This is a genomic window from Actinoplanes derwentensis, assembly GCF_900104725.1.
Taxonomy (GTDB): domain Bacteria; phylum Actinomycetota; class Actinomycetes; order Mycobacteriales; family Micromonosporaceae; genus Actinoplanes; species Actinoplanes derwentensis.
Window position 1 is genome coordinate 8,970,857 of record NZ_LT629758.1, and the last position, 17,195, is coordinate 8,988,051.

16 protein-coding genes are annotated in these 17,195 nt (G+C 70.4%); 11 read left to right on the forward strand and 5 right to left on the reverse strand.

The window, feature by feature from the left end:
* The gene (locus BLU81_RS40155; protein ID WP_092553723.1) at nucleotides 1–1,689 is read left to right on the forward strand and encodes a ribonuclease J; all 1,689 of its coding nucleotides are present in this window, start codon (nucleotides 1–3) and stop codon (nucleotides 1,687–1,689) included.
* 117 nt (nucleotides 1,690–1,806) lie between these two features.
* Entirely contained in the window at nucleotides 1,807–3,339 is a 1,533-nt protein-coding gene (locus BLU81_RS40160; RefSeq protein ID WP_092558316.1) for a S1 family peptidase, read from the forward strand.
* A 127-nt stretch (nucleotides 3,340–3,466) separates the two neighbouring features.
* On the opposite strand, the gene BLU81_RS40165 is transcribed toward BLU81_RS40160, so the two are convergent.
* Nucleotides 3,467–3,910 (reverse strand): YbjN domain-containing protein, encoded by a 444-nt coding sequence (locus BLU81_RS40165; protein ID WP_231953736.1) that lies wholly within the window; start codon nucleotides 3,908–3,910, stop codon nucleotides 3,467–3,469.
* An 86-nt stretch (nucleotides 3,911–3,996) separates the two neighbouring features.
* Between BLU81_RS40165 and BLU81_RS40170 the strand changes: the two genes are divergently transcribed.
* Nucleotides 3,997–6,534, forward strand: coding sequence for a DNA translocase FtsK (locus tag BLU81_RS40170; protein ID WP_092553726.1), 2,538 nt, complete (start codon nucleotides 3,997–3,999; stop codon nucleotides 6,532–6,534).
* On the opposite strand, the gene BLU81_RS40175 is transcribed toward BLU81_RS40170, so the two are convergent.
* Entirely contained in the window at nucleotides 6,521–6,982 is a 462-nt protein-coding gene (locus tag BLU81_RS40175) for a DUF3291 domain-containing protein (RefSeq protein ID WP_092553729.1), read from the reverse strand. The two genes, BLU81_RS40170 and BLU81_RS40175, sit on opposite strands and share 14 nt — an antisense overlap.
* 31 nt (nucleotides 6,983–7,013) lie before the next feature.
* The gene (locus BLU81_RS40180) at nucleotides 7,014–7,655 is read right to left on the reverse strand and encodes a helix-turn-helix transcriptional regulator (protein ID WP_092553732.1); all 642 of its coding nucleotides are present in this window, start codon (nucleotides 7,653–7,655) and stop codon (nucleotides 7,014–7,016) included.
* Between the two features lie 88 nt (nucleotides 7,656–7,743).
* Here BLU81_RS40180 and rimO point away from each other — a divergent pair, with 88 nt between their 5' ends.
* From rimO to pspM, 6 genes are all read left to right on the forward strand, one after another.
* Nucleotides 7,744–9,204: a 30S ribosomal protein S12 methylthiotransferase RimO gene (rimO, locus tag BLU81_RS40185; RefSeq protein WP_092553735.1), complete on the forward strand. Its 1,461-nt coding sequence runs from the start codon at nucleotides 7,744–7,746 to the stop codon at nucleotides 9,202–9,204.
* Nucleotides 9,201–9,782 (forward strand): CDP-diacylglycerol--glycerol-3-phosphate 3-phosphatidyltransferase, encoded by a 582-nt coding sequence (pgsA, locus tag BLU81_RS40190; protein WP_092553739.1) that lies wholly within the window; start codon nucleotides 9,201–9,203, stop codon nucleotides 9,780–9,782. Before rimO ends, pgsA begins: the two co-directional genes overlap by 4 nt.
* Complete coding sequence (locus tag BLU81_RS40195) at nucleotides 9,782–10,273, forward strand: CinA family protein (protein ID WP_092553742.1); 492 nt, start codon at nucleotides 9,782–9,784, stop codon at nucleotides 10,271–10,273. Before pgsA ends, BLU81_RS40195 begins: the two co-directional genes overlap by 1 nt.
* A gap of 159 nt (nucleotides 10,274–10,432) precedes the next feature.
* Entirely contained in the window at nucleotides 10,433–10,810 is a 378-nt protein-coding gene (locus BLU81_RS40200) for a helix-turn-helix domain-containing protein (protein ID WP_092553745.1), read from the forward strand.
* Nucleotides 10,811–11,037: 227 nt separating this feature from the next.
* The gene (locus tag BLU81_RS40205) at nucleotides 11,038–11,898 is read left to right on the forward strand and encodes a PspA/IM30 family protein (protein WP_092553748.1); all 861 of its coding nucleotides are present in this window, start codon (nucleotides 11,038–11,040) and stop codon (nucleotides 11,896–11,898) included.
* 21 nt (nucleotides 11,899–11,919) lie between these two features.
* Nucleotides 11,920–12,696 (forward strand): phage shock envelope stress response protein PspM, encoded by a 777-nt coding sequence (gene pspM, locus BLU81_RS40210; RefSeq protein WP_092553751.1) that lies wholly within the window; start codon nucleotides 11,920–11,922, stop codon nucleotides 12,694–12,696.
* Here the strand turns inward: pspM and BLU81_RS40215 are convergent.
* Entirely contained in the window at nucleotides 12,670–13,485 is an 816-nt protein-coding gene (locus BLU81_RS40215) for a DNA-formamidopyrimidine glycosylase family protein (protein ID WP_092553754.1), read from the reverse strand. The genes pspM and BLU81_RS40215 overlap by 27 nt on opposite strands.
* 56 nt (nucleotides 13,486–13,541) lie before the next feature.
* Here BLU81_RS40215 and BLU81_RS40220 point away from each other — a divergent pair, with 56 nt between their 5' ends.
* Nucleotides 13,542–14,279, forward strand: a complete 738-nt coding sequence (locus tag BLU81_RS40220) for an N-acetyltransferase (RefSeq protein WP_092553757.1) — start codon at nucleotides 13,542–13,544, stop codon at nucleotides 14,277–14,279.
* Between the two features lie 727 nt (nucleotides 14,280–15,006).
* Here the strand turns inward: BLU81_RS40220 and BLU81_RS40225 are convergent.
* Nucleotides 15,007–15,795, reverse strand: a complete 789-nt coding sequence (locus BLU81_RS40225; protein ID WP_092553760.1) for an SAM hydrolase/SAM-dependent halogenase family protein — start codon at nucleotides 15,793–15,795, stop codon at nucleotides 15,007–15,009.
* A gap of 73 nt (nucleotides 15,796–15,868) precedes the next feature.
* Between BLU81_RS40225 and BLU81_RS40230 the strand changes: the two genes are divergently transcribed.
* Entirely contained in the window at nucleotides 15,869–16,798 is a 930-nt protein-coding gene (locus tag BLU81_RS40230; RefSeq protein WP_092553763.1) for an LLM class F420-dependent oxidoreductase, read from the forward strand.
* Nucleotides 16,799–17,195: the final 397 nt, after the last annotated feature.

The window sequence follows — 17,195 nt, forward strand, 5'->3', positions numbered from 1 at the left end:
ATGAGTCAAGCTCACATGGAGCTGGGTCCGCCACCGCCGCTGCCGGAAGGCGCCTTGCGCGTCATCCCGCTCGGCGGGCTCGGCGCCATCGGCCGCAACATGACGGTCTTCGAATACGACGGCAAACTGCTGATCGTCGACTGCGGGGTGCTCTTCCCCGATGTCGAGCAGCCGGGTGTCGACCTGATCCTGCCCGACTTCGCACCGATCCTGGATCGGTTGGGGGACGTGCAGGCCATCGTGCTGACCCACGGTCACGAGGACCACATCGGCGCGGTGCCCTATCTGCTGGCCCACAAGCCGGACATCCCGCTGGTCGGCTCGGAGTTCACGCTGGCTCTGGTCGAGGCGAAACTCGCCGAGCGCCGACTCGATCCGTACACGTTGACCGTCCGGGAGGGCGGCATCGAGCGGCTCGGCCCGTTCGAGTGCGAGTTCTTCGCGGTGAACCACTCGATCCCGGACGCGCTGGCGGTCGCGATCCGGACCCCCGCGGGTCTGGTGCTGCACACCGGCGACTTCAAGATGGACCAGGTGCCGCTGGACGGCCGGATCACCGACCTGGCCGGGTTCGCCCGGCTCGGTGCCGAGGGTGTCGACCTGCTGCTGTCCGACTCGACGAACGCCGAGGTCCCGGGCTTCGTCACGCCGGAACGCGACATCGGCCCGGTGCTCAGCTCGATCTTCGGCAAGGCCAGTGGCCGGATCATCGTGGCCAGTTTCGCCTCGCACGTGCACCGCGTGCAGCAGGTGATGGACTCGGCCTGGGAGTTCGAGCGCAAGGTCGCCCTGATCGGCCGGTCCATGGTCCGCAACATGGGCATCGCCCGTGACCTGGGCCTGCTGCGCATCCCGGACGGCCTGCTGGTCAGCCTGGACGAGGCGGCGCGGATGCCGCACGACGAGATCGTCTTCATGTCCACCGGTTCGCAGGGCGAGCCGATGAGCGCGCTGGGCCGGATGTCGACCGGCGACCACCGGCACATCACCATCACCCCCGGCGACACGGTGGTGCTGGCAAGTTCACTGGTGCCGGGCAACGAGACCTCGGTCTACCGGGTGATCAACCAGCTCTCCCGGGCTGGTGCCACGGTGGTCCACAAGGAGACCGCCAAGGTGCACGTCTCCGGGCACGCGCCGGCCGGCGAGCTGCGGTACCTGCTCAACGTGACCCGGCCCAGCAACCTGATGCCGGTCCACGGCGAGTGGCGGCACCTGCGCGCCCACGCCCAGCTCGGCATCGAGACCGGGGTGGCACCCGACCGGGTGGTCCTCTGCGAGGACGGCAACGTCGTCGACCTGGTCGAGGGGCACGCCCGCGTGGTGGGTCACGTCAAGAGCCGCTACGTCTACGTGGACGGTCTCGCCGTCGGTGACGTCAGCGAGTCGCTGCTCACCGAGCGTCGCATACTCGGTGACGGTGGGTTCATCTCGGCGACCGTCGTCATCGACTCGGTCACCGGAAAGGTGGTCGGCGAACCGAATATCTCGGCGAAAGGTTTCTCCGAGGATCCGGACGCTTTCAACCCGGTCATCCCGCTGCTGACCGCGGCCCTGCACCGCTCGGCCGAGGACGGCATCACCGACCCCCACCAGCTACAACAGGTGGTGCGCCGCACTGTCGGGCGCTGGGTGAACGACGCTTACCGGCGTCGGCCGATGATCGTTCCGACGGTGGTAGAGGTGTGAGGAAACCTGTGTAATCCATAAGGATCACGGTTCCTTTTCAACCATCTTCGGACGCGCTGCGTATTCCCTGGCATCGGTGCCGCCCCCACGGCACCCGTGCCGGAGGGAGTTCACCAGATGCAGCGCAGATCGATCGCCGTGGTGACGGCGGTTGTGGTGTCGGCGGGTGCGGCGGCGGTCGCCTTCACCCTGCCGTCGTCGGCCGACACGGAGAAGAAGACGAGCGGTACGCGTGCCGCGAGCACCCCGGGGGGTCTGTCCCCGGAACTGCTCGCGGCCATGAAACGCGACCTCGGTCTCGACGGTGATCAGGCGGCGGCGCGGCTGGCCCGCTCGGAGTGGGCGGGTGGCGTCTCGGCGACGCTGGCGGCCCAGACCGGCGAGAGCTTCGGCGGCGCCTGGCTCGCGGCGGACGGCAAGACGCTCAAGATCGCAGTGACCGACTCCGAGTCGGCGTCCGCGGTGCAGGCCGCCGGTGCCGTCCCGGTGCTGGTCAAGCGGAGCGAGGCTGCCCTCGACGAGGCGAAGACCAAGCTCGACGCGGCGCTGTCCCAGGCGTCCGGCCTGACCGGCTGGTACGTCGACGTGACCACCAACAAGGTGGTCCTGGTCGCCAAACCGAGTGCCGAGTCCAAGGCTCTCCGGCTGGCCCGGCAGGCCGGCGTCTCCAGCGACGCGGTCACCGTGAAGGTCAGCGACGCCCAGCCGAAGCCGCTGATCGACGTGCGCGGCGCGGACCCGTACTTCGTCAACCTCGACGGCGGCCAGGCCCGCTGTTCCATCGGCTTCTCGGTGACCACCGGTTTCGTCACCGCCGGTCACTGCGGGGCCGAGGGCACCGCGACCACCGACCCGGACGGGGTGGCGCAGGGCACCGTCGAGCTCTCGGTCTTCCCGGGCGACGCCGACATGGGCTTCGTCGCGACGAACGACAACTTCACGCCGACGGCGTCGGTCGTCACCGAGATCAACGGTGCGGAGCTGCCGGTGGCCGGTAACACCGAGGCCCCGGTCGGTGCGGCGATCTGCCGGTCCGGTTCCACCACCGGCACGTTCTGCGGCACGATCCTGGCCAAGAACCAGACCGTGCAGTACCCGGAGGGCCAGGTCACCGGTTTGACCCGCACCGACGTCTGCGCCGAGGGCGGTGACTCCGGCGGCCCGTGGCTCTCCGGTGACCAGGCCCAGGGTGTGACCTCGGGTGGTTCCGGTGACTGCACCGTCGGCGGCGAGACCTTCTTCCAGCCGCTCAACGAGATCCTGGCGGCCGGGAACCTGACCCTGGTCACCACCGAGGGCGAAGCCGCTCCGCCCGCTGAGGAGGGCAACGAGACCGCCGCGTGCGACGCTCTGCCGGTCCAGCGCGACGGCACCATCAACCGGGCCGGTCAGGCCCAGGCACAGCCGAACGGCGGGGCCTACCGGGCTCGGGCCGGTACGCACACCGCCTGCCTGGAGGCTCCGGACGGCGCCGACTTCGACGTGGTGCTGCAGCGCCAGAACGACCGTGGCCAGTTCCGCACGGTGGCCACCGGGACGGGTGACGGCACCAAGACGCTGTCCTTCACCGGCCGGGCCGGCACCTACCGCTACGTGGTCGTGGCCTCCTCGGGCACCGGCGCCTACAGCCTGGGCTTCAACGTCCAGTAGCCGTAACGGGACCGGACGGGCCCGGCCCGGGTGTGGAAGCCACTCGGGCCCGGCCCTGCCGCCTGGTCACGGACGCCTCAGCCCGGCCGGGAATCCGTGACCCGGCAGACGATCGGGGTCCGCACGCTCAGCGTGCGGGCCCCGATTCGTCGTCGGGTGCGACGCCCGATTTGAGTTCGCCCAGGGCGTCGCCGAGCCGGCAGCCGGTCGCCACGCCGCAGAGCAGCACCTGATCGAGCTGTTCGAGGGTGGCGCCGTGTTCCCAGTCGGTCGTCACCTCGCCCACCACGATGGCCTGCCCCTCGTCGGTGACCTGCACGTACGCCTTCGGCCAGAGCTGGTCCCGGTTCCACGTGTTGCAGAATTCGTAGAGCCTGGTCACCTCCTCGACCGAGAAGACGTGCTGCATCATGGCCCGCACCTGGAGGATCTCCTGCCGCTCGCCGAGGCGGAAGAAGTAGATGAGGTTGCCCTGGAAGTTGCCGGCGATGTCGCCGTCGGCATCGACGAAGTACGAGAAACCACGCTTGTCCAGCGCGGCCTTGATCAAGTCGTTGCTGAGAGGTTGCACCGTACGATGGTAAATGCCGGGAAAGTGAAAAGCAGTCGCGGTGCGCCTTCTCGGCAGATAGGCCGCACCCGGCTACCGTGACATCCATGGCGGGCCGAACTCCTCCGGCGGGCCGGAGCCGCGCCGCGTCCACTACCAGGGGCGCGGCGGTCAACCGTGCCCAACAGCCGGCAGCTCGCAAGAGCACCGGCAAAGCCGCCGCGCGCAAACCCGCGGCCAAGCGCCCGGCCGCGCGCCGGGCGACACCACAGGCGGTCAATCCCAGCATCACCCGCGGCATCGGCAGTCTCTGGCTGGGCCTGGCCGGCAGCGTCGGCTGGCTGGCCCGGGGTGCCGGCCGGCAGGCGGCCACCGCCCGCAACATCGCGCCCGAGCACCGTCGCGACGGTGCCGGCCTCTTCCTGCTCGGCCTGTCCATCCTGATCGCGGTCGCGGTCTGGGCGGGCAGCGCCGGACCGGTCGGTGTCTGGGTGGCCGACATGGTGCGGCTGTTCCTCGGCAGTCTCGCGGTGCTTCTGCCGCTGCTGCTGTTCTACGGCTCGATCCGGCTGATGCGGGAGCCGGTCGACCCGGAGCACCGCGGGCGCACCATGGTCGGCTGGACCGCGATCATCGTGGCCACCGCGGCCCTGTTGCACATCTCCGGCCCCGATTCGGCGGCCGCCAACCCGACCGTCGACCAGTCCGGTGGCCTGCTCGGATTCGGGATCGGTGGACTGCTGGAGCGGGCGGTGAGCGCCTGGGTGGCCGTACCGCTGCTGCTGTTGCTCTTCGCCTTCGGTCTTCTGGTGATCACCGCCACGCCGATCAACAAGATTCCGGAGCGGGTGTCCCAGCTGCTCGATCTGGTCTCCGGCCGGTCCGGTCAGCACACCACCCGCCCGGTGCCCGAGCCCGGCGACGCCGAGGACGAGGGCGAGCCGGTGGGCGAGACGGCGAAACCGCGCCGCCCGGCCCGGCGCCGGCAGGCCGCGCTGGTCGAGCCGGCCCCGCTCGACCAGGAGCCGCCGGACGACTTCGACGAAGAGCTGATACTGCACGACACCATCGCTCTGCCGAAGCTGCCGAACGTGCCGAAGACCCGGCGCAAGCCGGCGCCCGAGCACTCACCGATGCCGCCCAGCCGGGCTGAGCAGCTGGAGATCTCGGCGGTCAAGGGCGACTACCGCCTGCCGCCGGCGAACATCCTCGCCACCGGTCCGCCGGCGAAAGCCCGCAGCCGCGCCAACGACGAGATCATGGCGGCGCTGACCGGGGTGTTCGAGCAGTTCAACGTCGACGCGGTGGTCACCGGTTTCACCCGTGGCCCGACGGTCACCCGTTACGAGGTGGAGATCGGCCCGGGCACCAAGGTCGAGCGGATCACCCAGCTGTCCCGCAACATCGCCTACGCGGTGAAGTCGCCGGACGTGCGGATCCTCAGCCCGATCCCGGGCAAGAGCGCGGTCGGTGTGGAGATCCCGAACACCGACCCGGAGAACGTGTCGCTCGGTGACGTGCTGCGCTCCCGGGCCGCCGCCGCTGACCACCACCCGATGCTGGTGGCGCTCGGCAAGGACATCGAGGGCGGGTTCGTCGTCGCCAACCTGGCGAAGATGCCGCACATCCTGATCGCCGGCGCCACCGGTGCGGGCAAGAGCTCCTGCCTCAACTCGCTGCTGGTGTCGCTGCTGACCAGGTCGACCCCCGATGAGGTGCGGCTGCTCCTGGTCGACCCCAAGCGGGTGGAGATGACCGCCTACGAGGGGATCCCGCACCTCGTCACGCCGATCATCACGAACCCGAAGAAGGCCGCGGACGCCCTGGAGTGGGTGGTCCGGGAGATGGACATGCGGTACGACGACCTCGCCGCCAACGGGGTCCGGCATCTCGACGACTTCAACCGCAAGGTGCGCAGTGGCGAGATCACCGCGCCGCCGGGCAGCGAGCGGGTGATGAAGCCGTACCCGTACCTGCTGGTGATCATCGACGAGCTGGCCGACCTGATGATGGTCGCGCCCCGCGACGTGGAGGACTCGGTCGTCCGGATCACCCAGCTGGCCCGGGCCGCCGGCATCCACCTGGTGCTGGCGACCCAGCGCCCGTCGGTCGACGTGGTGACCGGCCTGATCAAGGCGAACGTGCCGTCCCGGCTGGCTTTCGCCACGTCGTCGCTGGCCGACTCCCGGGTCATCCTGGACCAGCCGGGCGCGGAGAAACTGCTCGGCCGTGGGGACGGGCTCTTCCTGCCGATGGGCGCCTCCAAGCCGACCCGGATCCAGGGCGCCTGGGTCGACGAGTCGGAGATCGCGGCGGTCGTGGAGTTCTGCAAGGAGCAGCGCGAACCGGAGTTCCGTCCGGACGTCACCGAGGTGCCGCAGAGCAAGAAGCGGGAGATCGACGAGGAGATCGGCGACGACCTCCAGCTGCTGATCTCGGCCATCGAGCTGGTGGTGACCAGCCAGTTCGGGTCGACGTCGATGCTGCAGCGCAAGCTGCGGGTCGGGTTCGCCAAGGCCGGCCGGCTGATGGACCTGATGGAGACCCGTGGCATCGTCGGGCCGTCCGAGGGCTCCAAGGCGCGCGACGTGCTGATCAAGCCGGACGAGCTGGAGGAGACCCTCGCCGACCTCAAGGTCGACTGAGCTCCGGGGCCGGGAAGGTGCGGCGGAAGGTGAACGCCCGCGGCCCCGGCCCCTCCACTCCGAGCAGGGTCAGGCGTTGCAGGCCGTCCCGCAGCGTCGGGACGCGGCCGGCCTCCACCCACCACAGGACCATGGCGGACCGGCCGGGCACGAACCACTCCCGGCGGCGGCGCAGGTAGTCCAGATGGCCGGACTGGTAGACGTAACCCCGCAGGGCCTCCAGGGACACCCAGACCGACATCGTGGCGATCTGCTCCGGTGGCGCCGCCTGGATGCCGAGCGCTTCGAGGTCGACGTCCTCCTCCTTCAGCCGCCAGACGAAGCCCGGTGAACGGTCGGCCAGTGCGTTCATCTCATCGACGCCGGCGGTGAACTCGGCGACCAGGGGATCCCCCTCGGGGGCCACGAGCGTGGCGACGTTCATCTGCGCCAGGTGAAAGTCCGTCATGTGGTCACTTCACCAGCCGTACAATCTAAAGTCAATCGGTTTTGTTTTTAGAGTATTCAGAGAGGGTCACACAGCAGCGGCCGGGCGCCGGGTCCATCCGGGCCGTCCACTCCGAGCCCTCCAGCATCCCCTCCAGCATCGCCAGGTTCATCCCGCAGATCAGCGGTGGGAACTGCTCGGCGAGCTGGTGGAACGGGCAGTTGCGCAGCGTGATCCGGCCGCCCTCGGTGACCGGTGAATAGCCCAGTGCGGTGAGGTCCGCCACCGAGCCGCCGGTCCGGCCCTGCTCCCGGGCCACCGCGTAGAGGGTCTGCTCGGCGCCGGTGCGCTCGATCGTCTCGGCCAGCATCTCGGCGGCACCCCGGTAGGAGCGCGCCGGCACGCTCACTGTGTGCTCGCCGGGGGAGACCCGGTACATCTTGGCGGGCCGGCCGGCGCCCGGCCCGGTGCGGCCGGACCGGCGCTGGTACGACACCTCCAGCAGCCCCGCGTCCACCAGCTTGTCCAGATGGAACGCGGCGAGCGTGCGGCCCACCCCGAGCGTCTCGGCCACCTCGTCGCGTCCGACCGGATCGCCGCCCGCGTCCGCGACCCGATGGTAGGCGGCCCGCCGCACACCGTCGGCAAGTGTCGCCACGGCGGCGAGATCGTCCAGGTTCTCCGAGGTGGTCACCCCTGGATCGTATTACCAATGAGGCTTGGTGCTAGAAGCTGGACGTGCGGAGGAACGACTATCGCCGGGAGACCGGTAACCTTGTCGGGTGTCTGGAACTCCTCCCACCCGCCGTGTCGCGCTGCTGACGCTGGGCTGTGCCCGTAACGAGGTCGACTCGGAAGAGCTGGCCGCCCGACTCGACGCCGATGGCTGGGAGGTCGGGACCGACGCCGAGGGCGCTGACGTCGTCGTCGTCAACACCTGTGGATTCGTCGAGAAAGCCAAGCAGGACTCGATCGACACCCTCCTCGCCGCCGCCGACACCGGAGCCAAGGTGGTCGCCGCCGGCTGCATGGCCGAGCGCTACGGCAAGGAGCTGGCCGATCAGCTCCCCGAGGCCAACGCGGTGCTCGGCTTCGACGACTACACCGACATCACCGACCGTCTGGAGAGCGTGCTGCGCGGCGAGAGCCACGCCTCGCACGTCCCGCGCGACCGTCGCGAGCTGCTGCCGATCACCCCGGTCGAGCGGCACACCGCCAAGGTCGTGGTGCCAGGCCACGCCACCGTCGACGAGCACACCCCCGCCCACCTGCGCAAAGTGTTGCGCCGCCGGCTCGACACCGGCCCGGTCGCCTCGCTCAAGCTGGCCAGCGGCTGTGACCGGCGGTGCGCGTTCTGCGCGATCCCGGCGTTCCGTGGCGCCTTCGTCTCCCGTGACCCGCAGGAGCTGCTGGCCGAGGCGGAGTGGCTGGCCAAGACCGGCGTCCGTGAGCTGGTGCTGGTCAGCGAGAACAGCACGTCGTACGGCAAGGATCTGGGCGACCCGCGCCTGCTGGAGAAACTGCTGCCGCAGCTGGCCAAGGTCGACGGCATCGTCCGGGTCCGGGCCAGTTACCTGCAGCCCGCCGAGACCCGGCCCGGCCTGGTCGAGGCGATCGCCACCACCCCCGGCGTGGCCGCCTACTACGACCTGTCGTTCCAGCACTCCAGCGAGCCGGTGCTGCGCCGGATGCGCCGGTTCGGCTCCACCGAGCGCTTCCTGGACCTGCTCGACTCGGCCCGCAAGCTGGCGCCCGCCGCCGGGGCCCGGAGCAACTTCATCGTCGGTTTCCCCGGCGAGACCAAGCAGGACGTGGACGAGCTGATCCGCTTCCTCACCGAGGCCCGCCTCGACGCGATCGGTGTCTTCGACTACAGCGACGAGGACGGCACCGAGGCCGCCGGGCTGGACGGCAAGATCAAGGACGCGACCATCAAGCGGCGGTACGACCGGGTCGTCGCGCTCGCCGAGGAGCTCTGCGCGCAGCGCGCCGAGGATCGTCTCGGCGAGATGGTCGAGGTGCTGGTCGACACCACCGACGACGGTGAGGTCGAGGGTCGCGCCGAGCACCAGGCCCCCGAGGTCGACGGCTCAACCACCCTGGTCTCCTCGCCGGAGGAGGGTGTCGACCTGTCGATGCTGCGCCCCGGCGACCTGGTTCGCGCCCGTGTCACCGGCACCGAGGGAGTGGACCTGATCGCGGTGCCGGTGGAGATGATCTCGGCCGCCCCGGTGACCCGGTGACCAACGAGCCGGTGCCGGTTCCGGCGCCGCGCGTGGTGTCGCTCTACAACGCGGCCAACGCCCTGACCGTGGTCCGGATCGTGCTGATCCCGGTCTTCCTGTCGATGGTCGTCACCTCCGAGATGAACGACCCGGACTGGCGGATCGCGGCCTGTCTCGCCTTCTGCGTCGCGTCGGCCACCGACTTCGCGGACGGCTGGATCGCCCGGAGATGGTCACTGATCACCTCGTTCGGCAAGGTCGCCGACCCGATCGCCGACAAGGCCCTGACCGGCACGGCCCTGGTGCTCCTCTCCGCCTACGGCCCGCTGTCCTGGTGGGTGACGGTGGTGATCCTGATCCGCGAGTGGGGTGTCACCGCCCTGCGGTTCTGGGTGATCCGGTACGGCATCATCCCGGCCTCGCGCGGCGGCAAGCTCAAGACCGGACTGCAGACCGTCGCGATCGCCTGGTACCTGTGGCCGGTCCCGGAACCGTTCCACCTCGGCGGCGTGGTGCTGATGGGTGCCGCACTGGTGGTCACCGTGGTCACCGGCGCCGACTACGTGATGCAGGCGCTGCGACTGCGGCGCTCCTGATGGACGTCGCGGTGGCCGCCGTGGCGGCGGTGCGCGCGCTCGCCGGCCGGGGCGAGACGCTTGCCACCGCCGAGTCGCTCACCGGCGGTCTGGTGGCCGCGACGATCGTCGCGATCCCCGGGGTGAGTGCCGTCTTCCGGGGCGGGCTGGTCGTCTACGCCACCGAACTCAAACAGGTGCTGGCCGGGGTGCCCGGTGTCCTGCTGGACGAGCGCGGACCGGTCGATCCGGACGTGGCCGCCGCCCTGGCCGAGGGCGCCCGGGACCGCTGCGGCGCCGACTGGGGAGTGTCCACCACCGGGGTCGCCGGCCCGGAGCCGCAGGACGGGAAGCCGGTCGGGCTGGTCTATGTGGCGGTCGCCGGCCCGGACCGGACCGAGGTACGTGAGCTGCGCCTCACCGGAGATCGTGCGGCCATCCGATCCGAAAGTGTGACGGCCGTCCTGCAATTGCTCACCGACTCTCTGCGGGACCGTCCGGCTATGGTCTGAGCTGGGATTACTTCCGTAACTGCGCCGGTTGTCCGATTCTCTGTGTGTTCGGGCGGTCGCAAAATTCGGCGGGGCGGGATGTCGCTGCGGCTCGGGCCAGGTACGGTTGTGCGAAGCCTCCGGCTTCAGCCGGCGGCCTCGCACGCAGGAGGAGGTGCCATGGTCCTGCTACGCCGTGTTATCGGCGACGCTCTTCGTGCGCGCCGGCAGGGGCAGCACCGCACGCTGCGTGAGGTGTCGACCGCCGCGAACGTCAGCCTGGGCTATCTGTCCGAGATCGAGCGTGGTCAGAAGGAAGCGTCCAGCGAGTTGCTGGCAGCGATCTGCGATGCCCTCGGCGCCCGGCTCTCCGAGTTGCTCGGCGAGGTCAGCAACACGCTGGCCCTGGCGGAGAACATGGAGGGCGTGCTCGTCCCGCTCGACGAGAAGGCGACCGCCGGCGGGGATGTCTCCGTCGCAGTGCGCCGCGACTCGCCGCTGAAGGCCACGCTGCACGCGACCCGTAAGCCGAAGCGGGACATCGTCTACGCCGCCTGATCATGAATACGTCTGTGCCGGGCCGCTCCAAGGGAGCGGTCCGGCCTGTTTCACGTCTCGCTACGCCCACCAGGGGAGGCGTAACCTCGTATGCCAAGGGACAACCCTGAGATCCCCCGGAGGACCCGTGACGCCGGTGGCGTCCGGCTGTCACGATGGGTTTCGTGTTCCCGCACTGAACAGCGGTGACGCATCCGACAGAGCGACATTTGAGGGGACACCACGAGATGGCGAATCCGTTCGTCAAGGGCTGGCACTACATGATGGCGCTCTTCGGCGCGAAGATCGATGAGTACGCCGACCCGAAGGTCCAGATCCAGCAGGCCATCGAGGACGCCCAGCGTCAGCATCAGGCTCTCGTGCAGCAGGCCGCCGCCGTCATCGGCAATCAGCGGCAGCTCGAGATGAAGCTGTCCCGGCAGATGTCCGAGGTCGAGAAACTGCAGGGCATGGCCCGTCAGGCTCTAGTGCTCGCCGACCGCGCCCGAGCATCCGGCGATGAGGCCGAAGCCCAGAAGTACGAGTCGACCGCGCAGACGCTGGCCACTCAGCTGGTCTCCGGCGAGCAGTCGATGGAGGACCTGAAGACTCTCCACGACCAGGCTCTCGGTGCGGCCGGTCAGGCCCGCAAGGCCGTCGAGAACAACGCGATGCTCCTCCAGCAGCGCATCGCCGAGCGGTCCCGCCTGCTCAGCCAGCTCGAGCAGGCCAAGATGCAGGAGACCGTCGCGCAGTCGCTGGAGTCGATGTCGCAGCTGGCCGCGCCGGGTAACACCCCGTCGCTGGACCAGGTGCGCGACAAGATCGAGCAGCGGTACGCGAGTGCCATGGGCCGGGCTGAGCTGGCTTCCAACTCGGTCGAGGGCCGGATGCTGGAAGTGCAGAAGTCCAGTCTGGACCTGGCCGGTTCGTCGCGGCTGGAGCAGATCCGGTCGAGCATGGCAGGCGAGAAACTGGGCGGTGCCACGGCGCAGCCCGCCGTCGAGCAGCCCGGCACGATGGCCGCCGACTCGGCAAGCGTCGCCCGTCTCGACGAGATCCGGGCCAGCCTCAACCAGAAGCGCGGCGACACCTCGGCCGCGGGCTGATTTTGAGAAGGGGGAGCGGCGGTGGATGAGCGAGCCAAGTATTTTCGGCGGCTCAAGCGCCTGCGGGGTTCCGCGCGGCGCTGGAGTGTCCTCGGTGGCGGCCTGACCGCGGCTACCGCCGTCCTCACCCCTTACGCGGGTATCGGTCTCGTGGATGCCTTGTGGGCGGCCGGTGCCGGTGCCTCGGCGATGCTGGCCTGGTGGCGCTGGAGCGATCATCGTGAGCTGGCGGCTGCCCCGGCGCCTCCGCCCAGCCTGCAACAGGACCGGCTGACCGCCGCTCTGGAGCGGTTCCCGGCCGGGCAGGCGGTGGTCCGGGAGGTCCGCCGGCAGCACAAGCGCTACGCCCTGCGCGGTTCGGCGATCGCCGACGCGTGGGACCGTCTCGAGCGGGCCTCGACCGCCATGACCGGGCTGGCCGGCCGTCTCACCGGCTCCGCCGAGACCACCCTGCTCGAAGCGGCGACCGCCGAGCAGTGGCTGCGTGACCTGGGCCAGCGGGCGGCGAGTGTGGAGCGGGCCATCCCGTTCGGCCAGACCGGCAACCGGGAGACGCTCGTCGAATCGCACGCCGGGCTGGCCGACCAGTTCATCGAGGGCGTCGCGGCGTACGAGGAACTGGTCGTCGCGGCGGCCAGTTACGTCGCCGAGGACGGGCATCCGGTCACCGACACCCGTCACCCCGGTTACTTCAGCCTGGTCGACGCCACCGACCAACTCCGCGGCATTGCCGAGGCCCTGTCCGAACTCCGTGCCCAGGACCGCCGCACCTCACCCGGCAGCCAGCCCGCGGTCTGACCGGTTCTCCGGCTGGCAGCGCGGGCACCAGTAGGTGACACGCTCATCCTGCTCGGCTTTGCGGATCGCGGTGGCACAGCGACGGCACGGTTGGGCACGACGGCCGTAGACGTAGCTGGTCTGGCCCTTGAAGAGCGAACCGGTGGTGGTCTGCGTCCAGCGGCCACGGTTGTTGGCGACGAGTTTCTGCGCCAGCACGACCGTGGCGGTCAGATCCGGCACGTCGGCGACCGGGGTCCACGGCCACAACCCCCGCAGGAACAGTGTCTCCGCCTTGTAGAGGTTGCCGACTCCGGCGAGGTTGCGCTGGTCCAGCAGGGCCTCGGCGATGCTGGCGGACGGTTTCGCGGAGATCCGGCGGACCGCCTCGGCCGGATCCCAGTCGGCGCCGAGCAGATCCGGGCCCAGATGGCCGACCAGGGTGTCCTCGCCGGCCGTCGGGAGCAGCGCCACGTCGTGCAGGTGGAAGCCGACGGCCACTGAACGGGCGGTGCGCAGGACCACCCGGATCAGGTGGGCGGGCCTGCCGGTCCAGCGTTCACCCGGCGCATAGGACCGCCAGGCGCCCTCCATCCGCAGGTGCGAATGCAGCGTGTGCGCGGGCCGGCCGTCCTTCGTCAGGCGCAGCAGCAGATGTTTGCCCCGGCTGGCGGACTCGGCGACGGTCCATCCGGTCAGGTCGGTGGTGGCCAGCCGCGGCAGCCGGAAATCGGAGCCGGTCAGGGTTTCCCCCGTCAGGGCCTTCTCCAGCACGCGGGCCGTGTTCCAGACAGTGTCGCCTTCCGGCATACCTCCCATTCTGCCCGTTTACCAGGCCGGGAAACCGTGCGTGCCATCCTGTCCGCGTGGACCTGGACATCGCCCCGATCGGGGATCGCGCCGCACTGTTCGAGGAACTCACCGGGAACTGGCCCGAGTTCATGACGAACGACCCGACCGCCGGGTTCTACTACCGGTACCTCGACACACATTGGCCCGACTTCACGCTGCTCGCCGTCGACCGGGGCACCGGGCGGCCGGTGGCGAAAGCGCACGCGGTGCCGATCTCGTGGACCGGTGACATCGAGGCCGGCCTGCCCGAAGGCGGCTGGGACTGGGTGATCCGCACGGCCGTCCACGACCGGCTCTCCGGCACGGCACCGGCGATCGTGTCCGCGCTGGAGATCGCCGTCCGCCCCGACCTGCGCGGCAGCGGCCTGTCCGGCCGGATGCTCGGCGCGATGCGCGACAACGCGGCGGCCCACGGCTTCAGCGACCTGGTCGCCCCGGTCCGCCCCAACGGCAAACCCTTGAAGATCAACGATCCGATCGACGAGTACGCCTACCGAACCCGCCCCGACGGCCTGCCCACCGACCCGTGGCTCCGAGTGCACGTCCGGGCCGGTGCCCGAATCGTGAACGTAGCCCACCACAGCATGACCATCACCGGAACCCTGCCTCAGTGGCGAACCTGGACCGGCCTCCCTTTCGACACCACCGGCCCGGTCGAAGTCCCGGGCGCCCTGTCCCCGATCCACTGCGACACGACCCAGAACCACGCGGTCTACGTCGAGCCCAACATCTGGGTACACCACCGCCTCTAACCCAGGCCCACCCACCACAACCGCCGCACTCTTGCAGTCCCCGGCGCCCCGCCCCGCCTTGCCCCGGCCCGCCCCGCCTTGCCCCGGCCCGCCCCGCCTTGCCCGGCCCGCCCTGCCTTGGCCCGGCCCGCCCCGCCTTGGCCCGCCTCGCCTCAGCCTGCCCGGCCCGCCCGCCTCACTTTGGCCAGCCCCGGCCCGGGCCGGGGCCGCAGCCGCGGTCATGCGGGACCTGGCTCCGCGGTCTGCGGGGGGAACGACGAATCGGGGCCGCACGATGAACGCGGCGGGGACCCCGATCATCTGCCGGGTCACGGATTTCCGGCCCCGCCACCCCCGCCTTGCCTTGCCGCCACACCCGCTCTGCCTTGCCAGCCGCCCGCTCCGCCTTGCCGGCTGGCCTTGCCTGTTGGTCAGCCGCTCTTGCCCGTCGGCCTGCTGGCATTGCCCGGACATGCCTTGCCGCCAGGGGCATGCATGAGTCGGACGCCAGGGACGATCGGGAGGTGACGCCTGCCTTGCCGCCGGATGTGACAGGGCTTTGGAGCGGCGTATCAAATCTGGGTTTGGAAGGCGCGGACCCGCGTTCGTCGCGTCGGGAGTCCGGGCTGGCGCCGGGTCTCGCGGGCGGGTGGGGCCCTCGCGGGCGGTGGGCGGTGGGCAGTGGGCGGTGATGCGGCGGTGTGCGGTGGGCGGTGGTGCCGTGGTGCGGCGGCGGGCCGTGATGCGGTCAGCGGGCCGTGATGCGGACGGTGTCGCCGGGGCGGACGGACAGGAGGACGACGGCGCGGCCATTGTTGACGGCGATGGCGACGCGGTCGGCGGAGTCGGGGAAGACCAGGAGTTCGCCTGCGTTGACGTCGGCGAACGTGGTGCCGCGCCGGGCCCGGACACCGCCGTTGATCAGCAGGTCGGAGCCGAGGCCGGACAGAGCCGCGGCGTCGGCCGCGAGTTGCACGTTGCCGAACCGGTCGACGGTGAGCACCTCGGCCTCGATCCAGCCGTCGCCGATGGTGACCGCCGGGTCGGGCAGGCGGATCAGGGTCGCCGGATCGGCCTCGGGACCGGCCTTTTCCGGGGCGGCGCCGGACGCCAGGCGGGCCGCGGCGGGGGCGAACAGGTCGCGTCCGTGGAACGTCCGGGACACGTCGCCGAGTTGCCAGTCCTTGTTGTCCAGCACGTGTGCGGCGGTGATGCCGCCGAGCGCCTCGGCCGCCCAGATCAGCAGGCCGTTGTCGGGGCCGATCAGCAGACCGTTCGGGGTGGTCAGCACGATGCCGCGGCGGGCCGTGCCGACTCCCGGGTCGACGACCGCGAGGTGCACCGCGGCGGGCAGGTGTGGGGCGGTCTGCGCCAGGACCGCGGCGCCACGGGTGACGTCAGCCGGCGGAACGTGGTGAGTGACGTCGATCACCCGGACCTCGGGCGCCACGCGGGCGATCGAGCCGTGACAGGCGGCGGCAAAGCCGTCAAACGTGCCGTAATCGGTGGTGAAACTGATCCATCCATAACCGGGCATGGTGGGGAACGTTACTGCCTGTTGTTGATCGATGCGGGACGGGCGCGCCGGAGCGACATGGCAGTGTTGAGCCATGCGTCTCGTGATCTTCACCGAACCCCAGCAGGGTGCCTCCCACGACGATCTCCTGCGGGTCGCCAAAGCCGCCGAGGACGGCGGATACGACGGATTCTTTCGCTCCGACCACTACCTCAAGATGGGTGACGGCTCCGGTCTGCCCGGCCCGACCGACGCCTGGATCACGCTCGCCGCGCTGGCCGTCCAGACCTCGCGGATCCGGCTCGGCACCCTGGTCAGTTCGGCCACGTTCCGCCTGCCCGGCCCGCTGGCGATCGCCGTCGCCCAGGTCGACCAGATGAGCGGTGGCCGGGTCGAGTTCGGCCTCGGTGGCGGCTGGTTCGAGGACGAGCACTCCGCGTACGGCATCCCCTTCCCGCCCCTCGGCGAGCGCTTCGACCGGCTCGAGGAGCAGCTGGAGATCATCACTGGGCTGTGGGAGACGCCGGCCGGGTCCACCTACGACTTCGCCGGCAAGCACTACCAGATCGCCGGCTCGCCCGCGCTGCCCAAGCCGGCCCAGTCGCCACGCCCGCCGGTCATCGTCGGCGGCCACGGCAAGAAGCGCACCCCCCACCTGGCGGCCCGCTTCGCCACCGAGTTCAACGTCCCGTTCGCCAAGATCGAGGACATCTCCACCCAGTACGACCGGGTCCGCGCCGCCTCCGACGCCATCGGCCGCACCGACCACCCGGCGTTCTCGGCCGCCGCCGTCCTCTGCGTAGGCCGCGACGACGCCGAAGTGAACCGTCGCGCCGCCGCCATCGGCCGCGAAGCCGACGAGATGCGCACCAACGGCGGCATCGTAGGCACCCCCGCCGAAGCTGCCGACACCATCCGCCGCTACGCGGAAGCCGGCGCCACTCGCCTGTTCCTGCAGGTCCTCGACCTGTCCGACCTGGACCACCTGGACCTGGTCGCCGCCGAGGTCGCGCCGCAGCTCTAGACGTTCCGCGGTTCGGGCTGGGGCGTGAATCGAACTCCGGCCAGCCACGCGGATCGGCTCCCGCACTTGGACCGCGAACGTCTCTGGAGACGGTTCGCGGTCCGGGGCACGTGGCGATCGAGGATGCGAATCGAACCCGAACTCACCCCACCACCCTGACCGTGCTCCCGCATCCGGGGTGGGACACCCCACCCCGGCCCAGCACCGCCGCGTGGCAACCCGTGCTCCCACGTCAGGGGTGGGACTCCTTGCGCTTGGAGCGGGTGGGCATCGCCCTTGGGCGATGCCCACCGCTTGTGCTCGGGAGGGTGGGCATCGCGTTTGTCTTCGGGGCGGTGGGCATCGCATTCGGCCCGGCGGCCGCGTGTCGGCCCGGTGTGTCGCCTGCCTCGCGGGA

Excerpts from the sequence above, each read along its gene's own strand:
- BLU81_RS40230 (WP_092553763.1), top strand. The coding sequence starts at position 15,869 with ATGCGTCTCGTGATCTTCACCGAACCCCAGCAGGGTGCCTCCCACGAC.
- BLU81_RS40200 (WP_092553745.1), top strand. The coding sequence starts at position 10,433 with ATGGTCCTGCTACGCCGTGTTATCGGCGACGCTCTTCGTGCGCGCCGG.
- BLU81_RS40195 (WP_092553742.1), top strand. The coding sequence starts at position 9,782 with ATGGACGTCGCGGTGGCCGCCGTGGCGGCGGTGCGCGCGCTCGCCGGC.
- BLU81_RS40155 (WP_092553723.1), top strand. The coding sequence starts at position 1 with ATGAGTCAAGCTCACATGGAGCTGGGTCCGCCACCGCCGCTGCCGGAA.
- BLU81_RS40205 (WP_092553748.1), top strand. The coding sequence starts at position 11,038 with ATGGCGAATCCGTTCGTCAAGGGCTGGCACTACATGATGGCGCTCTTC.
- BLU81_RS40215 (WP_092553754.1), bottom strand. The coding sequence starts at position 13,485 with ATGCCGGAAGGCGACACTGTCTGGAACACGGCCCGCGTGCTGGAGAAG.
- BLU81_RS40160 (WP_092558316.1), top strand. The coding sequence starts at position 1,807 with ATGCAGCGCAGATCGATCGCCGTGGTGACGGCGGTTGTGGTGTCGGCG.
- BLU81_RS40170 (WP_092553726.1), top strand. The coding sequence starts at position 3,997 with ATGGCGGGCCGAACTCCTCCGGCGGGCCGGAGCCGCGCCGCGTCCACT.
- BLU81_RS40175 (WP_092553729.1), bottom strand. The coding sequence starts at position 6,982 with ATGACGGACTTTCACCTGGCGCAGATGAACGTCGCCACGCTCGTGGCC.
- BLU81_RS40225 (WP_092553760.1), bottom strand. The coding sequence starts at position 15,795 with ATGCCCGGTTATGGATGGATCAGTTTCACCACCGATTACGGCACGTTT.